This is a genomic window from Agromyces sp. Y558 (assembly GCF_059445415.1).
The window spans coordinates 467,545-494,030 of record NZ_JCAIUH010000003.1 but is presented as its reverse complement, the minus strand read 5'-3'; the positions used below and the strand labels follow the sequence as shown (position 1 = coordinate 494,030).

General features: G+C 66.1%; 27 protein-coding genes and 1 tRNA gene. 19 read left to right on the top strand and 9 right to left on the bottom strand.

The genetic code is table 11. The annotated features are described in order from the left end of the window. Complete coding sequence (locus AC1C2T_RS17220; protein ID WP_495386094.1) at positions 1–627, bottom strand: vitamin K epoxide reductase family protein; 627 nt, start codon at positions 625–627, stop codon at positions 1–3. A 274-nt stretch (positions 628–901) separates the two neighbouring features. On the opposite strand from AC1C2T_RS17220, the gene AC1C2T_RS17215 reads away from it, so the two are divergent. Then, complete coding sequence (locus AC1C2T_RS17215; protein ID WP_495386093.1) at positions 902–3,646, top strand: Rne/Rng family ribonuclease; 2,745 nt, start codon at positions 902–904, stop codon at positions 3,644–3,646. On the opposite strand, the gene AC1C2T_RS17210 is transcribed toward AC1C2T_RS17215, so the two are convergent. Next, complete coding sequence (locus tag AC1C2T_RS17210) at positions 3,635–3,928, bottom strand: DUF4031 domain-containing protein (protein WP_495386092.1); 294 nt, start codon at positions 3,926–3,928, stop codon at positions 3,635–3,637. The genes AC1C2T_RS17215 and AC1C2T_RS17210 overlap by 12 nt on opposite strands. Positions 3,929–4,182: 254 nt before the next feature. Between AC1C2T_RS17210 and rplU the strand changes: the two genes are divergently transcribed. From rplU to AC1C2T_RS17145, 13 genes are all read left to right on the top strand, one after another. Then, positions 4,183–4,491: a 50S ribosomal protein L21 gene (gene rplU, locus AC1C2T_RS17205; protein ID WP_495353896.1), complete on the top strand. Its 309-nt coding sequence runs from the start codon at positions 4,183–4,185 to the stop codon at positions 4,489–4,491. Positions 4,492–4,510: 19 nt separating this feature from the next. Further along, a complete protein-coding gene (gene rpmA, locus AC1C2T_RS17200) occupies positions 4,511–4,768 on the top strand; it encodes a 50S ribosomal protein L27 (RefSeq protein ID WP_022892059.1) in 258 nt (85 codons plus the stop codon). A gap of 72 nt (positions 4,769–4,840) precedes the next feature. Then, positions 4,841–6,445, top strand: coding sequence for a GTPase ObgE (gene obgE / locus AC1C2T_RS17195; RefSeq protein ID WP_495360201.1), 1,605 nt, complete (start codon positions 4,841–4,843; stop codon positions 6,443–6,445). After that, positions 6,442–7,242: a glutamate 5-kinase gene (gene proB / locus AC1C2T_RS17190; RefSeq protein WP_495360200.1), complete on the top strand. Its 801-nt coding sequence runs from the start codon at positions 6,442–6,444 to the stop codon at positions 7,240–7,242. The genes obgE and proB overlap by 4 nt, the downstream gene beginning before the upstream one ends. A gap of 49 nt (positions 7,243–7,291) precedes the next feature. Then, a complete protein-coding gene (locus AC1C2T_RS17185) occupies positions 7,292–8,560 on the top strand; it encodes a glutamate-5-semialdehyde dehydrogenase (RefSeq protein WP_495386091.1) in 1,269 nt (422 codons plus the stop codon). Positions 8,561–8,611: 51 nt separating this feature from the next. Next, positions 8,612–8,833, top strand: coding sequence for a hypothetical protein (locus AC1C2T_RS17180; RefSeq protein ID WP_495360197.1), 222 nt, complete (start codon positions 8,612–8,614; stop codon positions 8,831–8,833). Between the two features lie 16 nt (positions 8,834–8,849). Further along, entirely contained in the window at positions 8,850–9,449 is a 600-nt protein-coding gene (gene nadD, locus AC1C2T_RS17175) for a nicotinate-nucleotide adenylyltransferase (RefSeq protein WP_495360196.1), read from the top strand. A gap of 311 nt (positions 9,450–9,760) precedes the next feature. Next, entirely contained in the window at positions 9,761–10,657 is an 897-nt protein-coding gene (locus tag AC1C2T_RS17170) for a hypothetical protein (protein WP_495386090.1), read from the top strand. Positions 10,658–10,691: 34 nt separating this feature from the next. Beyond that, complete coding sequence (gene rsfS, locus AC1C2T_RS17165) at positions 10,692–11,066, top strand: ribosome silencing factor (protein ID WP_495360194.1); 375 nt, start codon at positions 10,692–10,694, stop codon at positions 11,064–11,066. A 92-nt stretch (positions 11,067–11,158) separates the two neighbouring features. Further along, positions 11,159–11,234: transfer RNA gene (locus AC1C2T_RS17160), tRNA-Ala, on the top strand. Positions 11,235–11,411: 177 nt separating this feature from the next. Continuing rightward, the gene (locus tag AC1C2T_RS17155; RefSeq protein ID WP_188742480.1) at positions 11,412–11,639 is read left to right on the top strand and encodes a helix-turn-helix transcriptional regulator; all 228 of its coding nucleotides are present in this window, start codon (positions 11,412–11,414) and stop codon (positions 11,637–11,639) included. A 1,113-nt stretch (positions 11,640–12,752) separates the two neighbouring features. Continuing rightward, positions 12,753–13,580 (top strand): cytochrome c oxidase assembly protein, encoded by an 828-nt coding sequence (locus AC1C2T_RS17150; protein ID WP_495386089.1) that lies wholly within the window; start codon positions 12,753–12,755, stop codon positions 13,578–13,580. Next, positions 13,577–14,125, top strand: a complete 549-nt coding sequence (locus AC1C2T_RS17145) for a DUF2243 domain-containing protein (RefSeq protein ID WP_495360124.1) — start codon at positions 13,577–13,579, stop codon at positions 14,123–14,125. Before AC1C2T_RS17150 ends, AC1C2T_RS17145 begins: the two co-directional genes overlap by 4 nt. 547 nt (positions 14,126–14,672) lie before the next feature. Here AC1C2T_RS17145 and AC1C2T_RS17140 read toward each other — a convergent pair. Continuing rightward, complete coding sequence (locus AC1C2T_RS17140) at positions 14,673–15,986, bottom strand: replication-associated recombination protein A (protein ID WP_495386088.1); 1,314 nt, start codon at positions 15,984–15,986, stop codon at positions 14,673–14,675. Then, positions 15,983–16,342 (bottom strand): MmcQ/YjbR family DNA-binding protein, encoded by a 360-nt coding sequence (locus AC1C2T_RS17135; RefSeq protein ID WP_495386087.1) that lies wholly within the window; start codon positions 16,340–16,342, stop codon positions 15,983–15,985. The genes AC1C2T_RS17140 and AC1C2T_RS17135 overlap by 4 nt, the downstream gene beginning before the upstream one ends. A 933-nt stretch (positions 16,343–17,275) precedes the next feature. On the opposite strand from AC1C2T_RS17135, the gene AC1C2T_RS17130 reads away from it, so the two are divergent. Next, on the top strand, positions 17,276–17,932 hold the full coding sequence (locus AC1C2T_RS17130) for a flavin reductase family protein (protein WP_495360826.1): 657 nt from the start codon (positions 17,276–17,278) through the stop codon (positions 17,930–17,932). A 99-nt stretch (positions 17,933–18,031) separates the two neighbouring features. Here the strand turns inward: AC1C2T_RS17130 and AC1C2T_RS17125 are convergent, their stop codons facing one another. Next, entirely contained in the window at positions 18,032–18,982 is a 951-nt protein-coding gene (locus AC1C2T_RS17125) for a YncE family protein (protein ID WP_495386086.1), read from the bottom strand. A 180-nt stretch (positions 18,983–19,162) separates the two neighbouring features. On the opposite strand from AC1C2T_RS17125, the gene AC1C2T_RS17120 reads away from it, so the two are divergent. The 3 genes from AC1C2T_RS17120 (at position 19,163) to AC1C2T_RS17110 (ending at position 21,836) form a co-directional block, all read left to right on the top strand. Next, entirely contained in the window at positions 19,163–20,143 is a 981-nt protein-coding gene (locus tag AC1C2T_RS17120; protein ID WP_495360120.1) for a ThuA domain-containing protein, read from the top strand. A 121-nt stretch (positions 20,144–20,264) separates the two neighbouring features. Next, complete coding sequence (locus AC1C2T_RS17115) at positions 20,265–21,065, top strand: IclR family transcriptional regulator (protein ID WP_495360119.1); 801 nt, start codon at positions 20,265–20,267, stop codon at positions 21,063–21,065. Positions 21,066–21,068: 3 nt separating this feature from the next. Beyond that, complete coding sequence (locus tag AC1C2T_RS17110; RefSeq protein WP_495360118.1) at positions 21,069–21,836, top strand: IclR family transcriptional regulator; 768 nt, start codon at positions 21,069–21,071, stop codon at positions 21,834–21,836. Positions 21,837–21,842: 6 nt separating this feature from the next. On the opposite strand, the gene AC1C2T_RS17105 is transcribed toward AC1C2T_RS17110, so the two are convergent. From AC1C2T_RS17105 to AC1C2T_RS17090, 4 genes are read right to left on the bottom strand one after another with little or no spacing between them, the layout of a single operon-like run. Continuing rightward, positions 21,843–22,517 (bottom strand): TetR family transcriptional regulator, encoded by a 675-nt coding sequence (locus tag AC1C2T_RS17105; protein ID WP_495360117.1) that lies wholly within the window; start codon positions 22,515–22,517, stop codon positions 21,843–21,845. Then, a complete protein-coding gene (locus AC1C2T_RS17100) occupies positions 22,514–23,443 on the bottom strand; it encodes a shikimate dehydrogenase (protein ID WP_495386085.1) in 930 nt (309 codons plus the stop codon). Before AC1C2T_RS17100 ends, AC1C2T_RS17105 begins: the two co-directional genes overlap by 4 nt. Continuing rightward, entirely contained in the window at positions 23,443–23,745 is a 303-nt protein-coding gene (locus tag AC1C2T_RS17095; protein WP_495360115.1) for a Dabb family protein, read from the bottom strand. The genes AC1C2T_RS17100 and AC1C2T_RS17095 overlap by 1 nt, the downstream gene beginning before the upstream one ends. Continuing rightward, on the bottom strand, positions 23,742–25,589 hold the full coding sequence (locus AC1C2T_RS17090; protein ID WP_495386084.1) for a bifunctional sugar phosphate isomerase/epimerase/4-hydroxyphenylpyruvate dioxygenase family protein: 1,848 nt from the start codon (positions 25,587–25,589) through the stop codon (positions 23,742–23,744). The genes AC1C2T_RS17095 and AC1C2T_RS17090 overlap by 4 nt, the downstream gene beginning before the upstream one ends. A 136-nt stretch (positions 25,590–25,725) precedes the next feature. On the opposite strand from AC1C2T_RS17090, the gene AC1C2T_RS17085 reads away from it, so the two are divergent. After that, positions 25,726–26,484, top strand: coding sequence for an IclR family transcriptional regulator (locus AC1C2T_RS17085; protein WP_495360113.1), 759 nt, complete (start codon positions 25,726–25,728; stop codon positions 26,482–26,484). The last annotated feature ends 2 nt before the right edge of the window (positions 26,485–26,486 follow it).

The following is a 26,486-nucleotide window of genomic DNA, read 5'->3' as shown; positions in this document are numbered from 1 at the left end:
TCAGCGGAACAGGTTCTGCAGGTCGATCATGACCCGAGGGATCGCGTTCATCTGCGCCTGCGCGAGCAGCACGACCACTGCGTAGCAGACCACGGTGATGAGCGGGACCCAGGCGAGCCAGGTACCGGCGAGACGGCGAATACGTGCCGATGCCGGAATATGACCTTCGCGCAGGTTGTAGAGCGTGAGAGCCCAGAAAGTCGGAATCGTGACCGCCCACGTGAGCATGCACCACGGGCAGAGCACATCGAGCACGTAGATGCTCTGGAAGATGAGCCACCCCACGAAGACGAGCGCCCCGGCGACGCCGATGTTGAAGAGCACCCAGAACCAGCGGGCGAACGTTGCACCGGCGAGGATCGCCACCCCGACCGTGATCAGCACGGGCCAGGCCATGAGGCCGATGAACGGGTTCGGGAAGCCGAACACCCCGCCCTGCCACGATTCGAGGTTCGTGCCGCAACCGACGAGCACGCCGACATTGCACGCTGGCACGTGGGCGGGATCGGCCAGCGTGAGCACCTTCTCGACCGAGAGTTCGAACGCAGCATAGAGGCCGAGAGCGCCTGCGATGATGAAGAAGATCGCGAGGGCGACGGGTCGGGAACGTCGGGAGGAGTCCGGCATGCTCGGATTATGGCATGCCGATTCCGCCCTCGGCTGCGAGAGCATGCGATAATCGAATGAGTCGTCCGGGCCGCGCCCGACACGACGCCAATGAGGGCTTGAGGATGCAGCGCATCCGAGTAGGCGGTGAACGCACCGCGAGACGTGGCGACAAGGCAACCTGCCGGTCGCAGTTATGAAGGATTCAGCGGCTCAGCGCGAAGCGCGAGGCCGCTCCAGACGAGTACGGTACGACGGCGCGGCCGTCGGAAACCGGCGTAGGAGTGCACCAGAGATGGTGGAAGGCAACGAGAAGAACACGAACGAACCCGAGCCCGGCAACGGCCCGGCCCGACGGCGTGGAGGCCTGTTTGGCTCGCGTCGCGGTGGCCGATCGAAGGCGACCGATCCGGTGGTGGCGGCCGAAGCGCCGGCGATTCCGGTAACGGAAGCCGCGGTCACGCAGTCGAGCCCGGCCGCTGATGCCGAAGACCACGAGCGCAGCGCCGTCGAGGCGTCGCTTCCGGTCGGCACGGGTACCGCGGTCGAGGGCAGCGCCGGAGCATCCGTCGCGCCCGAGGTCGAAGCGCCGTCGACACCGGAGCCCGAGAAGGAGTCGGAGCCGCCCGCATCGGTTTCGCCGATCCCGGCGGCGCTCACGACGACGTCGCTGATCTTCCACGCGCCGCCGGTGCTCGTCGCATCGGAGCGCCCGGATCACCCCGAACGCTCGGAGCGTGGCGACCGCGACCCAGGCAGTCGCGATCGCGACCGCGGAGGTAGTGACCGCGACCGCGGAGGTAGTGATCGCGACCGCGATCGCGACCGCGAAGGTAGTGATCGCGACCGCGACCGTGACCAAGACGACGAGGAGTCCTCGACGGTTCGCCGGCGCACTCGACGCCGGAGCGGCGAAGAGGGGCGTTCGAACACCGACGAGCCGGCCAACACGGTCGTCAAGGTGCGCCAGCCCCGCGAGGTCGAGCTCATCACAGAGCCGCAGAAGGTCAAGGGCTCGACCCGACTCGAGGCGAAGAAGCAGCGCCGGCGCGACGGCCGCGACGCCGGACGCCGACGTGCGGTGATCACCGAGGCCGAGTTCCTCGCCCGACGCGAGTCGGTCGATCGCTCGATGGTCGTGCGCGAGAAGGGCGGCCGCATCCAGATCGGCGTGCTCGAAGACGGTGTGCTCGTCGAGCACTACGTCGCCCGCAACCAAGAGGCGTCGCTCATCGGCAACGTCTACCTCGGCCGCGTGCAGAACGTGCTGCCGAGCATGGAAGCCGCGTTCGTCGACATCGGCCGGGGCCGCAATGCGGTGCTCTACTCGGGCGAAGTCGATTGGGAGGCCGCAGCCGAGAACGGCGAGAAGAACCAGCCTCGCCGCATCGAGCTCGCCTTGAAGCCCGGCGACCGAGTGCTCGTGCAGGTCACGAAAGACCCGGTCGGCCACAAGGGCGCCCGGCTCACGAGCCAGGTCTCGTTGCCCGGTCGCTACCTCGTGTACGTGCCCAACGGTTCGATGAACGGCATCAGCCGCAAGCTCCCCGACACCGAGCGCGCACGTCTGAAGAAGATCCTCAAAGAGGTGCTGCCCGACAATCAGGGCGTCATCGTGCGCACCGCCGCCGAGGGCGCGACCGAAGAGCAACTCACGCTCGATGTGAACCGCCTCATCGCGCAGTGGGCCGAGATCGCCACCCAGCTCGAGAAGGTGCAAGCACCTGCGCTGCTGCACTCCGAGCCCGACCTGCTCATCAAGATCGTGCGCGACGTCTTCAACGAAGACTTCCAGAAGATGGTCATCGAGGGCGACGACGCGCGACAGACCATCGAGCGGTACCTTCGTGCCGTCGCTCCCGACCTCCTCGAGCGCGTCGACGCATACGCCGGCGAGCGGGACTCCTTCGATGAGTTCCGCATCAGCGAACAGATCGAGAAGGCGCTCGACCGCAAGGTGTGGCTGCCCTCGGGTGGCTCGCTCGTGATCGACCGCACCGAGGCGATGACCGTCGTCGACGTCAACACTGGCAAGTTCGTCGGCTCTGGCGGCAACCTCGAAGAGACGGTCACGAAGAACAACCTCGAGGCGGCCGAAGAGATCGTTCGACAGCTCCGGCTCCGCGACATCGGCGGCATCATCGTCGTCGACTTCATCGACATGGTGCTCGAGACCAACCGCGATCTCGTGCTGCGACGTCTCGTCGAGTGTCTCTCCAGGGACCGCACGAAGCACCAGGTCGCCGAGGTCACCTCGCTCGGCCTCGTGCAGATGACGCGCAAGAAGCTCGGTCTCGGGCTGCTCGAGTCGTTCAGCGAGCCCTGCGAGATCTGTGCGGGCCGCGGCATCATCGTGCACCACGAGCCCGTCGTGAAGCACCGCTCGGCGCAGCAGCAGCAGCCCGAGCGTCGGCGCGGACGGGGCGGCAACCAGCAGCAGTCGGCGCAGTCGCCCGCTGAACCGAAGACGCACACCGGTACCCACGCCATCACCGACGACGTGAAGAACGCGCTCGCCCAGATCGCGGCATCGACGATTCCGCACACCGAGCAGAAGCACGAGACGGATGCCGCGGGCGAGACGCCAGCGGCCGAATCGACCGTCACCGAACGCGCCCCCAAGGCCGATGCCACCGAGAAGTCAGCCGAGTCGACGGGCTCCCGTCGCCGCGGCCGTCATCGTCGGGTCTCCCAGGAGCAGGGTGCCGCAGCTGTGGCCTCTGCTGCCGACGAGGCGCCCAAGACGGCCGACGAGGCGCCCAAGGCGGCCGACGAGGCGCCCAAGGCGGCGCCCGGGGTTCCGCAGGTCCTCGATCTGCCCGCGCCGCCGGTGGAGCGCAAGCGCCCGGCGCGCGTCGCCGAGACCGAGGTGCTCCTCGATTCGGTGCTCGATGCACTGCCGGCTCCGAAGAAGGCCGGCGAAGGGCGCACGCGCAGTCGTCGTGTCTCGACGGCGGCACTCAGCACGGCCGGCGCGACGCCCGTCATCACGCGGGCCGACGGCTCGGGCGACGACGGGGCATCCGACTCAGCCGAGTGATCGCCGGGCTGCGCGTTTGCGTCGTTCACGCGGCGTGACGCGCAGCCCGCTTCGGCGGAGTCGCAGCACGAGTTCCCTCGGCGAGACGGCCTGGGCGCCCGCCGCCACGAGGTCGTCGTAGCGTTCGACCGGCACGTCGTAGTGGTCGAGATCGAAGGATCTCGGCGGGAGATCGGCTCGCTGCGCGAACGCGTGGAGCTCATCGATCGACTCGTCGCTGACGAGGTGCGCCCACACGGTTCCGTGCTTCGGCCAGAGCGGCGTGTCGATCAGCACGGTCATGTTTGCGATCCTATGCGCGAGTGGTCACGACTCGCCGCGGGCCGCGCGTTTGACCGGCCCCCATACATCAGATAAACTCGACCGTTGGCGCCACCGCTTATCCCGGTGTGCCCACTGCAGTTCATCTGCACAGCAGTTCATCTGCACCCGCGTTTTCTGGCAGTGACGACCCCTTCTTCCCGCTGAGGTCCCGCGCAGTGACACCCCATCAGACAGTCGGAGCCCCCGGGTTTCCCCAGAGATAGGTACGAAGAGTGGTTTACGCAGTAGTGCGCGCCGGCGGTCGGCAGGAGAAGGTCGAAGTCGGCACCATCGTGACGATGGATCGCGTCAAGGCAGATAAAGACGGCAACGTCACGCTCGCCGCGGTGCTCCTCGTCGACGGCGACAAGATCACCTCCGACGCGAAGTCGCTCGAGAAGATCACGGTCACGGCCGAGGTTCTCAACGACCTCCGCGGCCCGAAGATCGTGATTCAGAAGTTCAAGAACAAGACCGGTTACAAGAAGCGCCAGGGTCACCGTCAAGACCTGACGCGCGTCAAGGTCACCGGAATCAAGTAGAGCCTGAGGAGAGCAGCTAATGGCACACAAAAAGGGAGCGAGCTCTACTCGCAACGGTCGTGACTCCAACGCACAGCGCCTCGGCGTGAAGCGCTTCGGTGGCCAGGTCGTCGGCGCAGGCGAGATCATCGTCCGCCAGCGCGGCACCCACTTCCACCCGGGCGCGGGCGTCGGTCGCGGTGGCGACGACACCCTGTTCGCACTCGAGGCCGGCGCGGTGCAGTTCGGTCACAAGGGCGGCCGCAAGGTCATCAACATCGTGGCGGTCGGCGAATAGTCGATCGACGGTTTTCGTGAGGGCGGGCTTCGGCTCGCCCTCACGTGTTTTCATCGGTTTGGAGAGTGCAGCATGGTCAGCTTCGTCGACGAGGTGACGCTGTTCCTGCGTGCCGGTCATGGCGGGAACGGCTGCGTCTCGGTGCGCCGTGAGAAGTTCAAGCCCCTCGCGGGCCCCGACGGCGGCAACGGCGGGCACGGCGGCGACATCGTGCTCGTTGCAGACCCGCAGGTGACCACCCTCCTCGCCTATCACGGGCGTTCGCACCGCAGCTCCTCCAATGGCCAGCCCGGCATGGGCGACCACCGCTCCGGTGCGCTCGGCGAGACTCTCGAAATGCCCGTGCCCGTCGGCACGGTCGTCAAAGACGAGCACGGCGTCGAACTCGCCGACCTCACCGAGCCGGGTACCCGCTACGTCGCCTCCGCCGGCGGCCTCGGCGGCCTCGGCAATGCCGCACTCTCGAGCACGAAGCGAAAGGCGCCCGGCTTCGCCCTGCTCGGCACCCTCGGCGACGAGGTCGAGATCACGCTCGAACTGAAGACCATCGCGGATGTCGCGCTCGTCGGCTATCCATCGGCGGGCAAGTCGAGCCTCATCGCTGCGCTGTCAGCGGCTCGACCGAAGATCGCCGACTACCCGTTCACGACTCTGCACCCGAACCTCGGTGTCGTGCAGGCGGGCGACCACCGCTTCACCATGGCCGACGTGCCCGGCCTCATCGAGGGTGCGAGCGAGGGCAAGGGGCTCGGGCTCGAGTTCCTCCGTCACGTCGAACGCTGCACAGCGCTCCTGCACGTCGTCGATTGCGCCACCCTCGAGCCCGGTCGCGACCCGATCACCGACCTCGAGGTGATCCTCGGCGAGTTGGCCGCCTACCCCGTTCCCGAAGGGCAGGTGCCGCTGCTCGATCGCCCGCAGCTCGTCGCCCTCAACAAGATCGACGTGCCCGAGGCACGTGAGCTCGCCGACTTCGTGCGTCCCGAGCTCGAGTCCCGTGGCTACCGCGTGTTCGAAATCTCCACGGTCAGCCACGAGGGACTTCGCCAGTTGGGCTTCGCGCTCGGCGAACTCGTCGACGCAAGCCGCGCCGAGGCGGCAGCTGAGCCTGCGCCCGAACGCATCGTCATGCGTCCGAAGTCCTCCAACGATCCCGGCTTCACCGTGCGGGCAGAGGGCGGCAGCTACGGCACCCTGTACCGCGTGCTCGGACAGAAGCCCGAGCGGTGGGTTCAGCAGACGGACTTCACGAACGACGAGGCGGTCGGCTTCCTCGCCGATCGTCTCGCGAAGCTCGGCGTCGAAGACGCGCTCGTGCGCGCCGGCGCCGACGCAGGCTCGGCCGTCGTCATCGGCAAGGGTGCCGGGGTCGTCTTCGATTGGGAGCCGACGCTCACGTCGACCGCCGAGCTCATCACCGCACCGCGCGGGTCCGACATCCGTCTCGACGAGAACCGGCGTGCCACTCGCGCCGAGCGTCGAAGCGAGTATTACGAGCGCATGGACGCGAAGGCCGAGGCACGTGCCGAGCTCGAGCGTGAGCGCGGCGCAGGCATGTGGTCGGAGCTCGATGAGCAGACTGCCGCAGAGGCTGCCGCCGGCAGCGACGCCGACGGCCCAGCACCTGCAGCCGTGTCCGACGACGGGGAGGACTCGAGCAGCGAGGAGCGCGCATGACGCCTCGCACTCGATCCGAGATCCCGGCGGCGACCCGCATCGTCGTGAAGGTCGGTTCCTCGTCGATCAGCGGTGAGAACGCCGAACAGATCGGGCCGTTGGTCGATGCCCTTGCTGCCGTGCATGCTCGCGGCGCCGAGGTCGTGCTCGTGTCGTCAGGGGCGATCGCCACGGCGATCCCGTTCCTCAGCCTCGACGGCCGACCCACAGACCTCGCCACGCAGCAGGCGGCTGCCGCGGTCGGCCAGAACGTGTTGATGTGGCGCTACCAGACGAGTCTCGACCGTTACGGGGTACTTGCCGGTCAGGTGCTGCTGACCGCCGGCGATCTCGAGAACGCCACGCCCCGCTCGAACGCGCAGCGCGCGATGGACCGGTTGCTCTCCCTCCGGATCCTGCCGATCGTGAACGAGAACGACACCGTCGCGACCCATGAGATCCGGTTCGGCGACAATGACCGGCTCGCGGCCCTCGTCGCCGAGCTGATCGGCGCTGAGCTTCTCATCCTGCTTTCCGATGTCGACGCGCTCTACACGAAGCCGCCGCATCTCGATGGCGCGGTGCGCATCGAGCACGTGCCGTTCGGTGACCCCCTCGCGGGCGTCGAGATCGGGGCGGCCGGCCGCGCCGGAGTCGGAGTCGGGGGAGCGGAGACCAAGGTCTCCGCAGCCCGTATCGCCGCTGAAGCCGGCGCCTCCGTGCTCATCACTTCGACTCCGCTCGTCTCGGAGGCACTCACCGGCGCAGCGGTCGGCACTTGGTTCGATCCTGCCCCGAAGGGCGCCCAGCGACGGTGACGACCGTCACACGGTGACGGTCGACACGCCGCTCACCTAGGCTGGTCGCATGGAGCAGACCGACCTCGACACCTCGGTGATCGACACCCGCCTCGTTGCCGCGAAAGACGCCTCCCGCCGCCTGGCGCAGGCCACGACGGCTGAGAGGGATGCGGCGCTCGACCAGGTCGCAGTGCTGCTCACGGCTCGTTCGGAAGCGATCATTGCAGCGAACGGCGCCGACCTCGAAGCGGGTCGCGCGGCCGGGCTCGCATCAGGGCTGCTCGACCGGCTCACGCTCGACGAACGGCGGATCAGCGCACTCGCCGATGCGGTTCGCGAAGTGATCGGCCTCGCTGATCCAGTCGGCGACACCGTGAGCGGCCGCTCGCTGCCCAATGGCGTGCGCATCGATCAGATCCGAGTGCCGCTCGGCGTCATCGGCGCCATCTACGAGGCACGACCGAACGTCACGATCGACATCGCAGTGCTCGCACTCAAGAGCGGCAACGCCGTGGTGCTCCGCGGCGGCACGGCGGCTGAACAGACGAACCGGGTGCTCCTCGGGGTACTCCGCGACGCGCTCGACTCGGTCGGCCTGCCGGCCGATGCGGTGCAGACCGTCGACGACTTCGGCCGCGCAGGGGCCCGCCATCTCATGCAGGCCCGCGCCTACGTCGACGTGCTGATCCCGCGGGGCAGCGCCGGCCTCATCCGAGCCGTCGTCGAAGAGGCGAAGGTGCCGGTCATCGAAACGGGAGCCGGCGTCGTGCACATGTTCCTCGACGAGAGCGCCCGCGAAGACTGGGCGGTCGATCTCGTACACAATGCCAAGACGCAACGGCCGAGCGTCTGCAACGCACTCGAGACGTTGCTGGTGCACGCGGGCGCGGCCGAGCGTCTGCTTCCTCCGGTGCTGGCTCGTCTCGAGGCATCCGGTGTCACCGTGCACGGCGACGAGCGCGTGCGCGCGATCCGTCCCGAGGTCGAGGCGGTCACCGATGAGGACTGGGCGACCGAGCACATGTCACTGGACATCTCGGTCGGTGTCGTCGACTCGCTCGACGGCGCTCTCCGCCACATCCGGCGGTACTCCACCAAGCACACGGAGTCGATCGTCACGAACGATCTCGGCAACGCGGAACGGTTCCTCAACGAGGTCGACGCCGCGGCGGTCATGGTCAACGCGTCCACCCGCTTCACCGACGGCGCGGAGTTCGGGTTCGGCGCAGAGGTCGGCATCTCCACGCAGAAGCTGCACGCCCGTGGGCCGATGGGGCTCCCCGAACTCACCAGCACGAAGTGGATCGTGCGCGGTGCCGGGCACGTGCGCGACTGACCTCGCTAGACTGTTCGGAGCACGACCCGCAGGATTCGAAAGGAATGGCGAATGAGCCTAGCCACCGCAGTACAGACCTCGACCGTGTTGACCGAGACGGTGCACGCGAGGGAACTGCCGATGGAGACCTGGGTCTACGGCCTCATCGCGATCGTCATCTTCGCTGCGCTCGGGTTCGTCGTCGCGTCGTACCGCGACGTCGCCAACCGCCACAGCGCCAAGGCCGCGGCCTACGCCGCGCGGCACTCCGGAGACGAGCACGGCGGCCACTGAGGTTGGCGAGCGCGCGATGACGGTCGCGGAGCGTCGGCCTCGAATCGGGGTGATGGGCGGTACATTCGACCCCATTCACCACGGCCACCTCGTCGCCGCGAGCGAAGTGGCGCGGTCACTCGATCTCGACGAGGTCGTGTTCGTGCCGACCGGCCAGCCGAGCTACAAGTCGAACGTCACCCAGGCCGAGCATCGCTATCTGATGACGGTCATCGCCACAGCCTCGAACCCGATGTTCACCGTGAGCCGCGTTGATATCGACCGCGAGAAGCCGACGTTCACGATCGACACGCTGCGCGACATCCGCCGTGAACGCCCCGATGCCGACCTCTACTTCATCACCGGCGCCGACGCCATCGCACAGATCCTCTCCTGGAAAGACGTGCGGGAACTCTGGGATCTGGCGCACTTCGTTGCTGTGAGTCGTCCGGGACATGTGCTGTCTGTTTCTGGATTGCCGGAGCAAGACGTAAGCTTGCTGGAGGTTCCGGCACTAGCGATCTCGTCGACCGATTGCCGGAGCAGGGTGCGCCGGGGTTTCCCGGTTTGGTACTTGGTGCCCGATGGGGTCGTCCAGTACATCTCCAAGCACCATCTCTACCGGAGTGTCGAATGACGTCGTCGCAGGATCTGCCGCTGACGCGCCGCGAAATACGCGAACGTGAGCGTCTGCTGGAGCAGCAGGTTCCTTCAGCGAGCCCGGATGCCCCGCCGGCGGTTCCTGCTCCTGCTCCTGTGCCGCCGCAGCCTGTTCCCGTGGCTCCCGCGCAAGCGGTCCCCGCGCCGGCGCTCCCGGTGTCGGCCTCGGACCCTGCGTATGCAGCGCCCCGGCCCGCTGGTGCGTTCGCAGAACCCACTTCGCCGTACGCAGCGCCGCCGCAGCAGCAGAGCCCGTTCGCTCCGCGCCCGGTGCCGCCGGCTCCAGCCGTGCCGCAGCCGCCCGCAGTGGAGCAGGCCCCGCAGCAGCAGATTCCGTGGGAGCCCCAGCAGCCTCCGCAGCAGCAGATTCCGTGGGAGCCCCAGCAGCCTCCGCAGCAGCAGATTCCGTGGGAGCCCCAGCAGCCTCCGCAGCAGGGGGCGCCGTTGAACGTCCGCCCGGCATCACCCCAAGAGCAGCCGTGGCCTGTTGCCGAAGAGCCGACGACGCCGGAGCGCACCCTCACCCGGCGTGAGCTTCGCGCGATGCTCGACTCCAACCAACTCGACGAGTTCGACCTCGAAGAAGAGGAAGAGGCCGCGCAGTACTCCGCTGGCCTCCCGCAGCCTGGGCCTGCGGTGCCGCCTCCCGCAGCAGCGAGCCCGACGCGTCCACCGCGACAGGCCGATCCTGCGGCCCCAGTGTCGGCTGCAGTCGGCCACTGGACGTCGCAGCTGAACACCCCTGTGGAATCGGCCGAACCCTTCGACCAGTTGCTTTCACGTGGCGGCGTGAGCCACGGTGTTCCGACCACGACGAACGCGCTGATCCTCCCGACGCTTCCCGACAACGGTTCGATCGGCGATCCGATTGCGTCGAGCGGTGAGATCATCGCCACCGGCTCGATCGACCTCCCGCGCTCCTACGGGGCGACGGGGGTGCACCCGAGTCATATCGATTCCTCCGACGTCGATCGTCTCTTCGACCAGGTCGAAGACGTCGGCGCCGGCGCCGCGCCCGTCTCGGCGACCCGCGCGATCAGTACACAGGGCGCTTCGCGTGCCATGATCGCACCGCCGAAGAAAGAGGGCATGAACCTGCCGCTCGTGCTCGCCGTCACCGCCGGTGTGCTCGCGCTCGGCGTCGTCGCGACCCTCGTCATCGGCTCGATCTCCGGGTTGTTCTGATCCGAGATATCCATCACCCACCGGAAGTGAGCGCATGACCGCATCCGACCAAGCACTCGACACACTCGCGCTGGCGGCGCGGGCAGCTGACTCGAAGGGCGGCGACGACCTCGTCGCTCTCGACGTGTCGGCCCCGCTTCCCTTCGCCGACGTGTTCCTCCTCGTGACCGGCAACTCCGAACGCAACGTTGTCGCGATCGCCGACGAGATCGAAGAGGTGCTCGGACGTGCCGGCACTCCGACGCGACGGCGTGAGGGCCACCAGACGGGCCGCTGGATCCTGCTCGATTTCGGCGACCTCGTTGTGCACGTCTTTCACCAGGAAGAGCGGCTCTACTATGGCCTCGAGCGGCTCTGGGCCGACTGTCCGGCACTGCCGGTGGCGCCGCTGCTCGCCGCGAGCAACTGACCGTCGCGGCATCCGCTGGTCGAGGTCCGCTCGATTTCTTTCGCGGGCAGGGGCTGGTGTAAGCTCAATTCGTTGCCCCGCACGGGGTTTACGGGTCTGTGGCGCAGCTGGTAGCGCACCTGCATGGCATGCAGGGGGTCAGGGGTTCGAGTCCCCTCAGATCCACCAAAAACCCCTGATGAATCGCAAGATTTGTCAGGGGTTCTTTTCGTTGAAAAGGCCGAAAATGGGCCCTTGTGGCCTTTTTGGGACCTTTTTCAAAACGACGACGGGCCGCCACAGGCATCCACATGCGAAGTCCTGAGACAGCAAGCATTTTCGGCTTGATGCGCACTCCTGAGGAGTATGAGCACATCAACCCAACCCACCGTTCCGGCATCGCGGTTCGTCGACGAGCTCGGGGACTACCTGAGCGTCGACGAGTTGGCGCAGTACCTGCAGCTGTCCAAAGAGACGATCTATCACTGGCGTCTCGAAGGGACCGGCCCGAAGGCCACCAAGCTCGGCAAGCATCTGCGATACAGCCGCGAGAACGTTCTGGCCTGGCTGAGGGCCCGAACGGACCGACGGTGAACACGGTGATGGCCTCCTGCTCTGCGAAGATAGAGGGCGATTGCAATGCCACGCAGCAAAATGGAACCCGGCTCACACGGGGAGATCACGTACCACGACCTGCCCGACGGACGCGTTCGCGGCACCGTCAAATTCCGTCGCATCGACGGGAGCTACGGCAAGCTCCGCATCCGCGCGGCCTCTAGGGCGCGAGCACGTCGGACGTTGGTCGAAGCGGTCGGCGTGGAGTACGAAGCAGCCCACACGACGGGTGAGGGACTCACGCCCGACTCGCTCTTCGTCGAGCTCGCCCATGAGTACATGGAGCACGTGGCGTTCACCGGCGATCAACGATGTCGGAACTGCCCGATATGTCGACGCATGAGAGGCGTGAAATGTCGCACGGGTCGTGCACCGATCGGAACCCAGGCAGAGGCTGTGACAGTCGCCGCTGGGTGTTAAAGGGTGCCAGTGCAGTGCAGTGCCCATATTGCGGATGGTGGCACGTCGTTGGGCACGGCTCACCAATTGAGCGCCCAATCAAGCCTCGCAGGCGGCGCTGACGCCCCGATACACTGCGCCTCCACGCGCGTGGATCAGAGTGCGGACTGCCCGAGGCAGTAGCACCCGTGCGCATTGCCCGCATGCGGATCCGCGTCCGCGACTGAAAACGTGCGACCCGGACGCGCTATTGGGCACATGGCGTAGAGAGAATTCGTCTGTCACAAAACGGTACAGTGCAGATCTTCAGCGCAGTAACACGTATGCGTGTAGCTATAGTCCCCAGAGCCGGTCGCCTGCCTGCACCTCAAAGCGTTGCGGGTGAGCAGCCGGACCGACAAATTGAACCCCTATGCCGTCGGATGTCGAGCTGATTCCGAGCCGCCAGAACTCGATCGCTGGCTGGGTCCACGAACCACTCGTTGTCGCATCAATCGACCAGGCGCACCGGACGCGCTTGAGGCAGTTCCCACTCCCGATACATGCCTCCCATTCTCGTAGAGCCGTCGGCGTGGCCGATGCCCATACACAAATGGTCCGCGCTCGTGTCAAGGCCGTGTGTGCACCGGTGGCTGCGGGCTACCTTCAGGCAACGGGGTGCGGCGTGGGATGCATCGCTGACGAGGGTGGTGGTTGGGAACGGATACGGCGCATGTGCATGAGATGGGTCCGAGCGGAGTCGGCCTGGACCTCATTCTTGTGGCCCCGTTCGTGTTGGCAGCGCTTGTCTATGTCGCCGCGTCGGTGAGCGCTGGTCGGCGCGGTCGGGCTTGGCCCTGGTATCGCAGCGTCTTCTGGGTTCTCGGCTTGACTTCGGCTGTTGCAGGCTTTGCCGGCCCGCTCGCGTCGGCTGCACACGAGAGTTTCACCGCACATATGGGAGCCCACCTGCTGGTCGGGATGGTGGCGCCGTTGCTTCTGGTACTGGCCGCTCCGATGACTTTGGCGCTGCGGACGATGAGCGTCGTGCCGGCGAGGCGGTTGAGCCGGCTGCTACGCAGCCCGCTCGGACGGGTGCTGACCCACCCGATCGTGGCGGCAGTGCTGAATGTCGGTGGCCTGTGGGTGCTGTATCTCACGCCGCTGTACGAGCTGATGCAGCAGGTCATGCTGGTGCACTGGCTGGTGATGCTGCATGTCCTGCTAGCCGGTTACCTGTACACGGTGTCGTTGGTGGCGGTCGACCCGTCCCCGCACAGGGCCGGGTTCGCGATGCGCGCGGGCGTGCTCGTGGTGTCGCTGGCGGCGCACGGTGTGCTCGCGAAACTGCTCTACGCCTCCCCACTGCCTGGAGTCGCCGCCGCGGACGCGCACGCCGGCGCGCAGCTCATGTTCTACGGCGGTGACGCGGTCGACTTCGTGTTGATCGTGCTGCTGTGTGCGGAGTGGTACCGCGTCACCGGGCGACGCCTCCAGAGAGCGCCGCATCTGATTGACCACCCGGCCGGCCGGACCGGATGAGCGAAGGGACGACCAAAATGACCAGTGTTTCCACCCGCGCGGGCGGGTCGCCGTTGCGGAATCGGTCGTACTGGGCGGCGTTTCTGCTCGGCATCGCGACAATGGCAGCGATCGACGAAATCGTCTTCCACCAGATCCTGGCCTGGCACCACTTCTACGACAACGCCACCCCAGACATCGCCCTCCTCTCCGACGGGCTGCTGCACGCCGCGGAGCTGTTCATCTTCGTCTTCGGGTTTTTCCTGATGCTCGACGCCCGACGCCGCCGAACGTTCTGGCCCGCCGCGGCCTGGGCGGGATTCCTGGTTGGGCTTGGCTTGTTCCAGATGTGGGACGGCATCATCGACCACAAGGTCCTGCGCTTGCACGAGATCCGATATGGGGTCGAGCTCCTGCCGTACGACATCGCCTGGAATGCCGCCGGCGGCCTGCTGTTGCTCACCGGCATCATCTGGACCATCATTCTCGCCCGCCGCGGCAACCCTGCGCTCACCACCGCGGCCATGGCAGACGCCCACGTGGAGGCCCCCAATTGGGACCGATGAGCTGACCTGCTGCACAGCAGGCGGGCCATGTGATGCACCCCGGGTTCGGTGGAGGCTCTGATCCCATGGAGGATGAGAGTCATGGCAGCACCCAAGAACTACCCAGACGAGTTGTGTGAGCGCGCGACCCGGCTGGGTCGCGTAGTAGGTCTGCTGGAACTCATCGGACAGGACCATCCCGAGGCTACCGTGGAGCCTGCGGTGGTTCTACAGGTCGACCCAGTCTGCGGTGGCGTACTCGAGTGAATCGGCCTGACTTTGGTTCCGCTGTGTCGCTCGTTCTGCAATCGGCGCGGCTCGCTTCCGGCAGAGCTCCGAATCCTTCGGGCGTCGAGTACCTGAGGTGGGCTCTGGATCGAATCGCGTTTATCCAACGAGTATTGGAACACCGGCCCGGCAACGCTGGGCTGGTGGTTGCGCCGCGCAGCACCACTGAACTTGATCAGGAGAACTCGAGGCGAGCGACATCGTTCGTGGCTAACTCGGGCACGCCATCGCAGCTGTCACTCGCCGATGCAGCAGACCCTTCATTCCTTTCGATAGGGACTTAGTCCGCGTCGGATTCGAGGGGAGTATCGCCATGGCGCAGCTGCGCCCAGTGACGCAACCGCTCGGTGATGGCGCGCTCGTATCCGCCGGTGGTGGGTTCGTAGTAGGTCTGCCTGGGCATACCGTCGGGGAAGTAGTTCGCGCCAGAGAACCCGGTCTCGGTATCGGGGTCGTACTGGTACCCATCGCCGTAGCCCAGGTCTTTCATGAGCCGGGTTGGGGCATTGAGGATGTGCGCGGGCGGCATCAGCGATCCGGTGCGTTTCGCAGCGGCGCGCGCTTTGTTGAACCCGCGGTAGACGCCGATGGACTTCGGCGCAGTCGCCAGGTAGAGAACCGCCTGCGCGATCGCAAGTTCGCCCTCGGGTGAGCCGAGACGCTCGTAGACGTCCCAGGCGGCGAGGGCCTGTTGGACGGCGTTCGGGTCGGCCATGCCGATGTCTTCGGTGGCGAAGCGGGTGATGCGGCGGGCGATGAACAGGGGGTCTTCACCGCCGTCGAGCATCCGTGCCAGCCAGTACAGGGCTGCATCCGGGTCAGAGCCGCGCATCGACTTGTGGAGAGCGGAGATGAGGTTGTAGTGGCCTTCCTGCGCTTTGTCGTACAGCGGCGCCCGTTTCTGCACGGCGGCGGCGAGGGCGGCAGGGTCGACGGGTGCGGGCAGGGTGTGGATCTGTTCGATCATGTTCAGTAAGTAGCGGCCGTCGCCGTCCGCCATCGCGATCAGCGCCTGGCGAGCATCATCAGTCAGCGGTAGCGGGTGACCGACGAGCGCTTCGGCCCGGGTGATGAGGGTGCTGAGCGCGACGTCGTCGAGGCGCTTCAGAACGAAGACCTGTGTGCGGGACAGCAGCGCGCCGTTGAGTTCGAAGCTGGGATTCTCCGTAGTTGCGCCGACGAGGATGACGGTGCCGTCTTCGACGTAGGGCAGGAACGAGTCTTGCTGGGCGCGGTTGAATCGGTGGATCTCGTCGACGAAGAGCAGCGTGCCCTGGCCGACTTCGCGCCGACGCTGCGCGACCTGGAACACCTTACGAAGGTCGGCGACGCCGGAGAACGTGGCGGAAAGCGGTTCGAACGCCAGGTCGGTCTGCTCGGCGAGGAGCCGCGCGATCGTGGTCTTCCCGCACCCGGGCGGTCCCCACAGCACCATCGATACGAGTCTCTGGGCGTCGACCATGCGCCCGATCGGCGCGTCTGCCCCGAGAACATGGCCCTGCCCGACGACATCCTGGAGGGTGCGGGGCCGGAGCCGGTCGGCCAGCGGCCGGGAAGCATCGTCGACTTCGAACAGCGACGGCGTCTCGCTCACGATTGCCCCCTCGGCTCGCGGCCGTCTGCGAGGTCGTAGGACGCGTGCACCAGGTGTTCGATGAGCTTTTTCGTGATGCCGGAACCGGGCCCGATGGAGATCCAGTGCCTCTTGTCGAAATAGCGGCCGCTTGTGATGGATTCGATATCACGGCGGAGCGCGTCTCCCTGGTGAGGATCAACTTTCACAGTGATGATCTGCAGGTCCGGATCATCGTCGGTGACGACGAGGAAAACCTTGTCATGCACCTTCCACACGTCAAGGTGCGGGGTGAACGGCCGCTCACGGGTGACGTCATCGAGCGATCCCGCGACCTCACGGGCGTGCTGCTGCAGTTGCTTGCCCGACAGCGTCATAGACCCCTCCTGTTGCCGAAGAAATCGGGATCGACTCGCGGCTCCACTGCGAAACGCCCGCACCGACACTGACGTCGTTGACGCGCTTGTGGCCGCCGCGTGCGGCTCAACAGCCCTAGGCTCGAGGATATCCGCTTGCATGAGGAGATGCACCTCTACGGGACCACGCAGCAATTGATCCCTTCAGACGACCGGGGTGTTGAGATGACTCCTGACTTGGCATCACGCTTCGCTGCGCAACGGACGAATGAGATCGACTGGGGTGGGCCCCTTTACAGCCTCTATGAACTGCCCTCCGAGGTGACCGAACTCGTCGTTCGGTTCATCGGTTCAAAGGCGTACCCACCCCAAGGGCTCCGGTTAAAGGTGCGCGGCGGTACGTTCAAGATCAATTCGATGATCTCCGACGACATCGTCCTCTGGCGAGATATGGCGCCAAGTAGCATCCAGATTCGGCTCAAGTGGAATTCAAAGGCGGTTCGGTCGCTTCGGGTCTGGAACGCCTGGGATTCAGGATGTCACGCATGCCTGGATCGGGAATGCGGGAATGCGGGTTTCGGTAGATGCCAACGGCCTGCTGACATTCCGATGCAGCGACGGTGAAGGAGACCCGGACTTCAACGATCTTGAAGCCGAGGTCGCGCTGACACGGGAGTAGTCGAATTGCTGCTTCAGCTCGGCGTCGACGACTGGGTCAGTGTAAATGAGGTTGTCTGGGCAGCAAACGCGCGGCGACGCCAATGAGGGCGGGCAGGCGACTGAATCGGCCGGATGACTGTGACGGCTTGAACGAAGGCCACGGCTTGAACGAAGGCCACTGGCCGGTGGTCACGTCAACTGAAGGTGTGGCCCACCGCGGCAATCGAAGTGCGGAGTACGTCGTGCGGCACAGTTCGCCTCAGACCGAAGTGTCCAGCGCCTACGTTGGTTGGTGTGAGTAGTGCTGTTGACGTTGAATCACAGGTTGGTGCTGACGGCTTTGTCGTGATCGAGCCGAACATCCTGTACTTCGGGACCCCGGTGGTGTTGGTCACGACCGAGAACTCCGATGGGACGTTCAACCTCGCGCCGATCTCATCGGCATGGGCGTTGGGCCACACCCTGGTGCTCGGGATCGGCTCAACTGGTCAGACCGTCACGAATCTTCTCGAACGACCTGAGCTGGTCGTGAGTGTGCCGTCCGCGGGGTCGTGGGCGAACATTGAACGGCTGGCGTCGTTGACGGGGCGGTTCCCGGTCCCGGCGAGCAAACCCGCTGGAATGAGGTTCGAACCGGACAAATTCGGTGCCGCCGGGTTGACGCCCGCCCCGTCCGCGACGGTCCGGCCGCCGCGGGTGGCGGAGTGCCCGTTCCAGCTCGAAGGTGAAGCCGTGAACGTGATCCCTGGGGCAGCGGGCGGGTTCATGATCATCGAGGCGGCTGTGAGCCGGGTGCACGCCGCTGAGCAGATCGTGGTGCCGGGCACCAACCATGTGGATCCCGGGGTATGGGAACCTCTGATCTACAACTTCCGTCACTACTTCGGACTCAGCACCCAACTCGGGCACTCATACCGTTCCGACACCCCCACCACGTCCACGGCTGCGTGATCGCAGCGACGGACTCGTCGCTGGGGTCTCAGCTGCTGGTGTGCTGACGGGCGTGGTTGAGCCGGTAGGGGTCAGTGCCGATCTCTATGACTCGCACTGTCAGTTCTTCGAGTCCGAAGAGGGAGGCGGGCTCCAGGCGATCCCATCGGGCTTGCGACCGGTCTCTAGCCGACGCAGGAGTCGACCCGCGCGGATGTCGAGCTCCACGACGCAATTGTCGGCGTCGCAGGCGGAATATGCGCGGACGCCGTCGGGATGGAGAACGATCGCCTGAGGGTGATTCGGTGTTGCGACTCGATGCACGATCTCGCCTGATCGGCGATCGACCACCGCGATCTCCGAAGCCTCCCTGAGAGCGACGACGATGTGCAAGCCGTTGGCCGTCACCGCCGAACCGAATCCGACCGACGGCAGTTCGATCGAAGCGACATGCTCGACGAGCTCTGTATCGATGACGGCGATGCAGGGCGAACCCTGGTCAGCCGTATAGGCGAAACGTCCATCGGGTTCGAGGCAGATGCGATTCACCTTCGCAGCGACCTCCACGACGCCGAGGAGCGTGCGCGAAGGGACATCGATGACGCTGACGCTCCCCGGGCCGACATTCGCCGTCACGATACGACTTCCGTCGGCGCTGACCGCGAACGTGTGGGATTCCGCCTGACCGGTCGGCAACCGCGCGACGACGTCAAGGGTTCGCCGGTCGATCACGGTGACTGATTCGTCGAGCTCAGTGGAGACGACCACACGATCGCTCGTGAGCAGACTGGATTGGTGCGGACGGCTCGGGAAGGCCAGGCGGATTTCGCCGACACGTTGAAAGGTCAGGAGATCGACGATATCGACCCGCCGGCCGTCGCTTCCAGGGGACCCGACAGGCGCATTGCTGTACACCGGCATGTACGCAAGTCGTCCGTCGCCTGTCGCGACGACCTCGTGCGGTGCGAAGCCTGAGGCGAGCACGGCCCCTGCAATTTTCGACGTCTCGAGGTCGATCACCTCGAGCATGCTGTCGTCTTTGCATACGACGAGCAATCGTCCGTCGTTCATGGCGCCTCCGCTTTCCAGTGAAGGGCATGACCGACGTTCGTGTCCATCGGAAGACCCCGCTGGCTTACTGGGTGGAACGGGCTTTGCCGTGCGGCTTCGGGGACGCCTAGATTCGCACCAGCCCCGGGCCGATCGCGCTTGGCGCACCCGAGGTCAGCACGAACGATCAAAGGAGATCAAATGAAATCGCTCATACGCTCCGGAGCCGCCCTCGTCGCCGCCGCGGCGCTCGGCGCCGGCCTGGCGCTCGGCGGAGCGGCCCTCGGCAACGACCGGGGCAATGGACATGGAAACGGACACGGAGGTGGTGGACAGTCGGTATCCGCCGACGAGATCTACCTCGACGAGATCAAGGACTACGGCGTCTGTCGCGGCACCGATCCCGAGTGCTACAACGAGTGGGGCAACGGATGGGTCGAGGGCGAAGAGAAGCGCATCTTCGTCTGGAGCCGCACTGCCGGCCCGCGACACGCCCACCTCGGCACACCGCTGGCACCAGGGCTCAACCCGCCGCTGAACGCCGACAACGTCGCCCAGATCGCCCTCAAGGCGTGGGCCGAGGAACGTGGGATCGCCGTCGACTACACGGAGGACCTCGCGAGCTTCAGCCGATTGAACAAGTACCAGGCCGTCGTGTTCCTGGGCTCCAACCGTGACACCCTCGACGACGCTGCGCAGACCTCGCTCATGCAGTACGTCCGCGGCGGCGGCGGTTTCGTCGGCATCCACAACGCCTTCGGTGCCGAGTACCACTGGCCGTACTACGAGGGCCTCCTGGGCGGAGCGAACTTCTACAACCACGGACCGAACCGCGAGGGAACGGTCGAGAGGATCAACAGGAAGGACGTGTCAACCTCGTTCATGCCGAAGACCTGGACCTTCAAGGACGAGTGGTACAACTTGGTGCCCTACCCGAGCTACGTCAACGTGCTGCTCGAGGTCGACCAGGCGACCAGCGAGGCCACCCCCGCGGGCCACGGCGAATCGCACCCGGTCAGCTGGTGCCACTACTACGACGGCGGTCGGTCGTGGCTGACGACGCTCGGTCACGACGTCGCGGCCTGGACCGACGCTCCGCTGGCGGGCGACGAGTTCTTCAAGCAGCACGTCATGGAGGGTCTGGAGAGCGCCATGGGTATCAAGCCGTTCTGCGCGGCCTAACGCCGAACCAAGACCGAGAGTCCCAGGTAGGGGGTCTGAACCCATCCATGTGGAGGGTTCAGGCCCCCTCTCAGCGCCCTGAGACGGTGCTATGGAGGGCCGTGTTCCATTGAGTGGAATCATGACAGCGTCGACGCGAGGCACGCTTGCCGCCCTCTCGAACTCGACGGATACTGCACTCATGCGATCCGCACTCAGAGACGAGCCGGTATGCGTGCTCGACCGGATCCTCGCCATTCTCGACACCGTCCGCGAGTCGCACGGCACAACCACGATCACCCAGCTCGCTCTGGCCACCGGCATCCCGAAGTCCACCGTCTCGCGACTCGTTGGCGACCTAATCCGGCAGCGGTACCTGATGCGGAGCGAGTATGGAGTCGTAATCGGTCTGAGGCTCTTCGAGCTCGGCGCACGCGCCAGCACCCCCCGGCGCCTCAGTGTCGCGGCACTGCCGGTGCTGGCCGAGCTGTTCAACGCGACCGGTGAGCATCTGAACGTCGCGGTTCAGGAGGGAAGCGACATGCTCTCAGTGATCTCGGTGCGGGGGCGGTTGCGACCGGTGCCGTCCCGGGCGGGAGTTCGAGTGCCCTCGGTGACGACCGCCCTCGGCAAGGCGGTCCTGGCGTTCACGAACGACGAGTCGGTCCTCTCCAGCGTGATGACCGCCCTCGACCCTCACCAGCGTCACATGTTCGAGCTGGAGCTCGCCATGGTTCGCAGAGAATCGGTCGCCATCGACCGCTGCGAGACTTTTCCCGGAGTGGTCGGGGTCGCGAGCCCGGTCTTGTCGCCGGAACGCGTGCCGGTGGCGGCGATCTCCGTCGCGGGGCCGGTGACGGACATGGACGCGGGCAGGATGATGCCCCTGGTGCGGCACGCGGCTCTCGCGCTCACGCACCGGCTGGCACTGCAGATGGCCTGACCGATGCCCGACGCCGTGAACGACGCAGTCGGCGTCCTCGACCGGATGACCTCCATCCTCGAGGCCTTCGACCAGGACGACAGGGGATTGGGCATCTCCGAACTCGCTCTGCGCGCAGACCTTCCCAAGTCGACCGTTTCCCGGCTGGTCGCGACGCTCGTGCGCCAGAGATATCTCGAACGCGATGGAAAGCGGATCCATTTGGGCCTACGGCTCTTCGAGCTCGGGCAGCTCGCCGAGCAGCCGCGGGAACTCAGGGTCGCCGCTCTGCCTGTGATGGCAGGCCTTCGTAACAAGACGGGCGAGAACGTGCACCTGGCCATCCGCGACCGGCGTGAGATGGTCTGCATCGCCGTCATGCACGGCCGCTCGGCGGTACCGCCGGCCGTTCGCATCGGCGGACGGCTCCCGATCCATGCCACCGCGCTGGGAAAGGCAGTGCTCGCGCACTCACCCCTTTCCGACGTCGACGAGGTCGTCTCTTCAGGGCTCGACGCCTGGACGTCCCGGACGATCAGCGAGCCGGCAGAGCTGAGGCGTCAGCTCGACGACATTCGACGAGGCGAGCTCGCCGCAGAGGTGGGGGAGTTCGCCGCCGGCCTGTCTTGTGCGGCGAGCGCGGTGTTCGCGCCCTCGGGCGGACTCGTGGGGGCGATCTCGGTGTCGGGATGCGCGGACGGATTCGACGCTGACCGGTTCGCACCGGCCATCCGCGCGGCCGCGCTGACTCTCACGGGCCGCCTGGGCGCGGGCAGGCCAGGAGCGGTCTGACGCCCGTCAGTGCACGCGTCGGTCGTCGCGATGACCCGTCATCGTCGCGACGATCATGTCGCCGATGAGCCGTCGGTGCGATTCCTGGAGTGCGGGGTCGAGCATGTCCCTCTCGAAGATGGCGGCGAACGTGTGCCGGTTGGCAACATGGAAGCACGCGTAGGCGCTGATGATCATGTGCACGTCCAGCGCATCGACGTCGGCGCGAAAGATGCCGTCGCGCACCCCTCGTTCGATGACCTCCTCGAGCAGTGTGATGGCCGTGACGTTCTCGCGCAGGATCGTCTCGGACTGACGCAGATGCTCGGCGCGATGGATGTTCTCGATGCCGACGAGCTGGATGAATGCCTCGTGCGTCGTGTGGTGATCGAACGTTGCCTCCGCGAGCGTTCGCAGTGCCTCGTCGGGGGACAGCTCGTCGATGTGGATGCCGCGCTCAACCTGGCGGATCTGCGCGTACACGCGTTCCAGAACTGCGAGGTAGAGCCCCTCCTTCGAGCCGAAGTAGTAATAGATCATGCGCTTCGTAGTGCGCGTGCGCGCGGCGATCTCGTCGACTCGCGCACCCGCATAACCGTTTGCTGCGAATTCCGCGGTGGCGACCTCGAGGATGTCTCCCTGGGTGCGGATCGCACGGTCGGTCATCCCGCTGTCGCGCGGATCGCTCAGCCGATCGGTCATGACGAGCTCCCTCCAGTGCCGGACTGCTCCTCAGCGCAGATGAGCGCTCGGAAGTGCCGCTCCATCCGGTCACGATCGGGCAACATGCCCGTGATGATTTGGAGACTAGCGCATGCCTGGCCCACGGCCATCCGCCCGCCGTCGAGCACAGGATGCCCCCGATTGGTCGCCTGTCGGACGAGCTCGGTCTCGAGCGGTCGGTAGACGACATCCGACACCCACGCTCCTTCCCGCAGCAGGTCGAGGTCGAAGGCGATCCCCGGGTGATGCAGCATCCCCAGCGGTGTCGCATGGACGACGCCGCTTGCGTGGGCGATGGCCTGGGGAACGTCGTCCAGGTCGAACGTTTCGATGGTCTGTGTCGGGAAGTGAACCCGCATGCGGGCGGCGAGGTCCTCCGCGCGAGTGGCGTCGACGTCCGACAGATCTAGCCGCTCCGTGCCCTTCGAGAGGAGCGCATATGCGGTCGCAGCGCCCGCGCCGCCGCAGCCGATCTGCACGACGCGCTCGAGCGATGCTCCTGGCAGGCCTGTCGTGAGACCGTCGCGGTATCCCATCCAGTCCGTGTTGTACCCGACGAGACGGCCATCGTCGAACACCACGAGATTCACTGCACCCAGGTGCGCGGCATCCGTGTCCAGCTCATCGACGAGGTCGAGGACGAGCTGTTTGCAGGGGTGGGTGATGTTCATCGCGGCGAAGCCGGCAGATTCGGCTTCGGCGAGTATCGCGCCGACGTCCTCGGCCGGTCGGCCGAGCTCGATGAGATCCAAGATGCGGTACTCGTAGTCGAGTCCCAGCTCTGTGGCCTCTGATTCATGCATCGCCGGCGTCAGGGATGCTGTGATGCCTTCGCCGATCAGGCCGACGAGGTAGTGTCCTCGGCGCGGGCGAAGACTCGATCCGAGGTCCCGCTTTCGACCCATCACGACGCATCCGGGATTTCGAAGTCGACCGTCGCGAGTGACGCCTTCACCGGTGCGGATATCCTGAGCACCTCGGCGTGGGCTGGATGCCGCGTGTAGGCATCCAGCGCGTCAAGATCATCGAAGTCGGCAACGAGCGCAAGTTCATGCGAGGCCGGGCCTCCCAGCACATCCGGACCGACGCTCATGCTTCGCAGTTGCGGGATCTGCTCCGGCAGCGCCCGCAAGAGTGACATCCAGTGGTCTCGCTGTTCAGTCGTGAATTCGGGGATGAATCGAAAGACGGCGACGTGGCGGATCACGCGCGAGCCTCCTGACTTGCGGCGCGGCGATGCTCGTACTGGGCCGCCAGTCGGACGGGCGCGTTGAGCGCACCGTAGCCCGCATATCCATCACGTCGTTCGACGACCTCGAGGAACACGGTCCCGATGGGAGGTGTGTAGAAGTGCAGGAACGAACCGGACTCGTCCCGGTCGTACATGACGTTCAGTTCCCTGAGCTCATCCAGGAGGGCAGGTTCGATCTGGAAGCGCGCCTCGATGTCGTCGTAGTAGTTCGCGGGGATGTCGAGGGGTCTGAAGCCGCGCTCGCGTGCCGCTCGAGCGAGCGCGAGGATATCGGACGTTGCGAAGGCGATGTGCTGCGGCAGGATCGCATCTTCGCTCGCACCGGAGGGCACCAGATTGAGAGCGATTCGAAGGGTTCCGTTGGCGCTACGAAGCACCTGGCTGCGCACGAGGCCCACCGGTGCGGCCACCTCGATCGATGCCTCCGCGCGCAGATCGAGCACCGAGTGGAGGAAGAGGACCGCTGCATCGAAGTGCTGCCACGGCTGCGCAAGGTTGACATGATCGACACGTTCGATCATGTGCGGGTCATCGTGATCGGGGGTGCCGAACTCACTCACCCATCGCGGCTCCGTTTCTCCCTCGGCACCGAAGAACACCTCCGAACCGTCGGGCGCTCGAACACCCACGAGGGGTTCCTCGCCCGCTCCCTCCTCGCGAGGAACCTCGGGCGCGAAGAGTTCCTTCGCCCGCCGCAATGCGGTGGCGGGATCACTCACCGAGAGGCCGAGGCCGGCCACCGTCGGCCGCGGATGCTCCGAGTCCGGCGCGCCGAGCACGACCCGAGCTGCACCCTGTGACCACAGCTCGACGTTCTTGGTCCGGTGCTCGCCATGGGAGCGAAAGCCCAGTTGCATGAGAAGGCGTCTAAGCTCTTGCAGCTCGCTGGTTCGCAACTCCACGTAGTTCATGTCGGCAGCGGGTTCGATCTTGGGAAGCGTGGCTGTCGACATTCGAGCGGCGCGGCCACCCGCGGCGGAGCCCAAGGACGCGGCTGTCTCATGCTCGAGCCAGCGCAGGGAGCGTCGAGCGTCGACCGCCGTAGCGCGGGGATCAGCTTGGCGGAACGTGTCGTTGAATATCTCGAGCGAGACGTGACCGTCGTAGCCCGTGCGGACCAGGTGTGCCATGAAGGTGCCGAGGTCGAAGCCGCCCTCTCCCGGGAAGAGGCGGTGGTGCCGGCTCCACGAGAGCACGTCCATCGAGAGGAGCGGGGCGTCTGCCACTTGGACGAAGAAGATCTTGTCGGCGGGTATGGTCTCGATCGCCTGAGGATCATGCCCCTTCGAGAGGATATGGAAGCTGTCAAGACAGAGGCCGATGCGTGGATGGTCGGTGAGGCGCACGATGCGAGCGGCGACTTCATAGCTGTCGACGAATCGGCCCCAAGCGAGCGCCTCATAGGCGACGCGAACACCGAAGCGCCCGGCGACGTCCCCGAGTTGCCGCAGTTGAGTCGCGGCAAGCTGCTCATCCCCGCTGCGCGCGGTCGCGACGTTGCTGCACAGCAACATGGTTTCGATGCCAAGGCGATTCATCAGGGCGAACTTCGCCGCCGCGCGACGAATGTTCTGCTCGAGGAGTTCAGGGCCGACGCCCTCGAAATCGCGAAAGGGCTGGTACAGGTCGAGAGAGAGCCCGAGCTCCTCGGCTCGCGCTCTGATCGCCTCAGGCGACTGAGGCGAGGCGACCAGGTCCGGCTCGAAGATCTCAACTCCATCGAAACCCGCCTCATGTGCGGCGACGAGCTTCTGATCGAGTGTGCCGCTCAGGCAGACCGTGGCGATCGATGTGCGCATGGCACCTTTCTGTGGCCACCGGCTATGGTGTGCCCGCGTGATTCTCGGAACAGCATTGCATAGGTCTGTACTAACTAGTACATTCGAGTTCGAAGGGCGATCGACGTCGATTCAAGCCGCTGAGAGGGGACACTCGATGACGAGTCTCGCCGAATGGAACACGACCCCCGCTCGGTCGGGCGGACCGGTCTCCGTGCTCGGTCGCATCATCGCGATCCTCGACGCGGTGAAGGAGTCCGGCGGCTCGATCTCGATCACCGATCTCGCGATGCGCACCGACTTGCCGAAGTCCACCGTCTCGCGCCTCGTCGCGGAGCTGACCGGGCAGCGCTACCTGGAGCGCCGCGACGACGGCGTGACGCTCGGGCTGCGTCTTTTCGAGCTCGGCGCACGCGCGAGCCTCCCTCGTCGGCTCCTTGCCGCTGCGGCGCCCGTAATACGGCACCTGCGGGATGTCACGGGAGAACGAGTAGGCCTCTGGGTGCCGCAGGGGACCGACATGGTGTCGATCGCCGCCGTCGCGGGCCGCCTTCCGATGCTCCCGACGCGGGCCGGCATGCACTCGCCCGCACTGACGACGGCGAGCGGCAAAGCCTACCTCGCCTTCTGCGCCGATCAGGGCGTAGTGGACCGGGTGAGCGCACCGCTCATCGCCGCCGCTGCCGACCACTTCCGAGACGAACTCACTCATGTGCGTGCCTCGGTCGTCGCGGTGGACTTGGAGGTCTCGTACCCCGGCATCCTCGCCGTCGCCAGCCCCGTCCTCTCGGGCGACCGCGTCGTGCTCGGTGCGATCTCCATCGCGGGCCCCAGCGGAGCGATGGACCCGGAGAGCGCCGCACCCCTGGTTCGTGCCGCAGGCACGAGCGTCAGCCGTCGGCTCACGGCCGCGTAGGC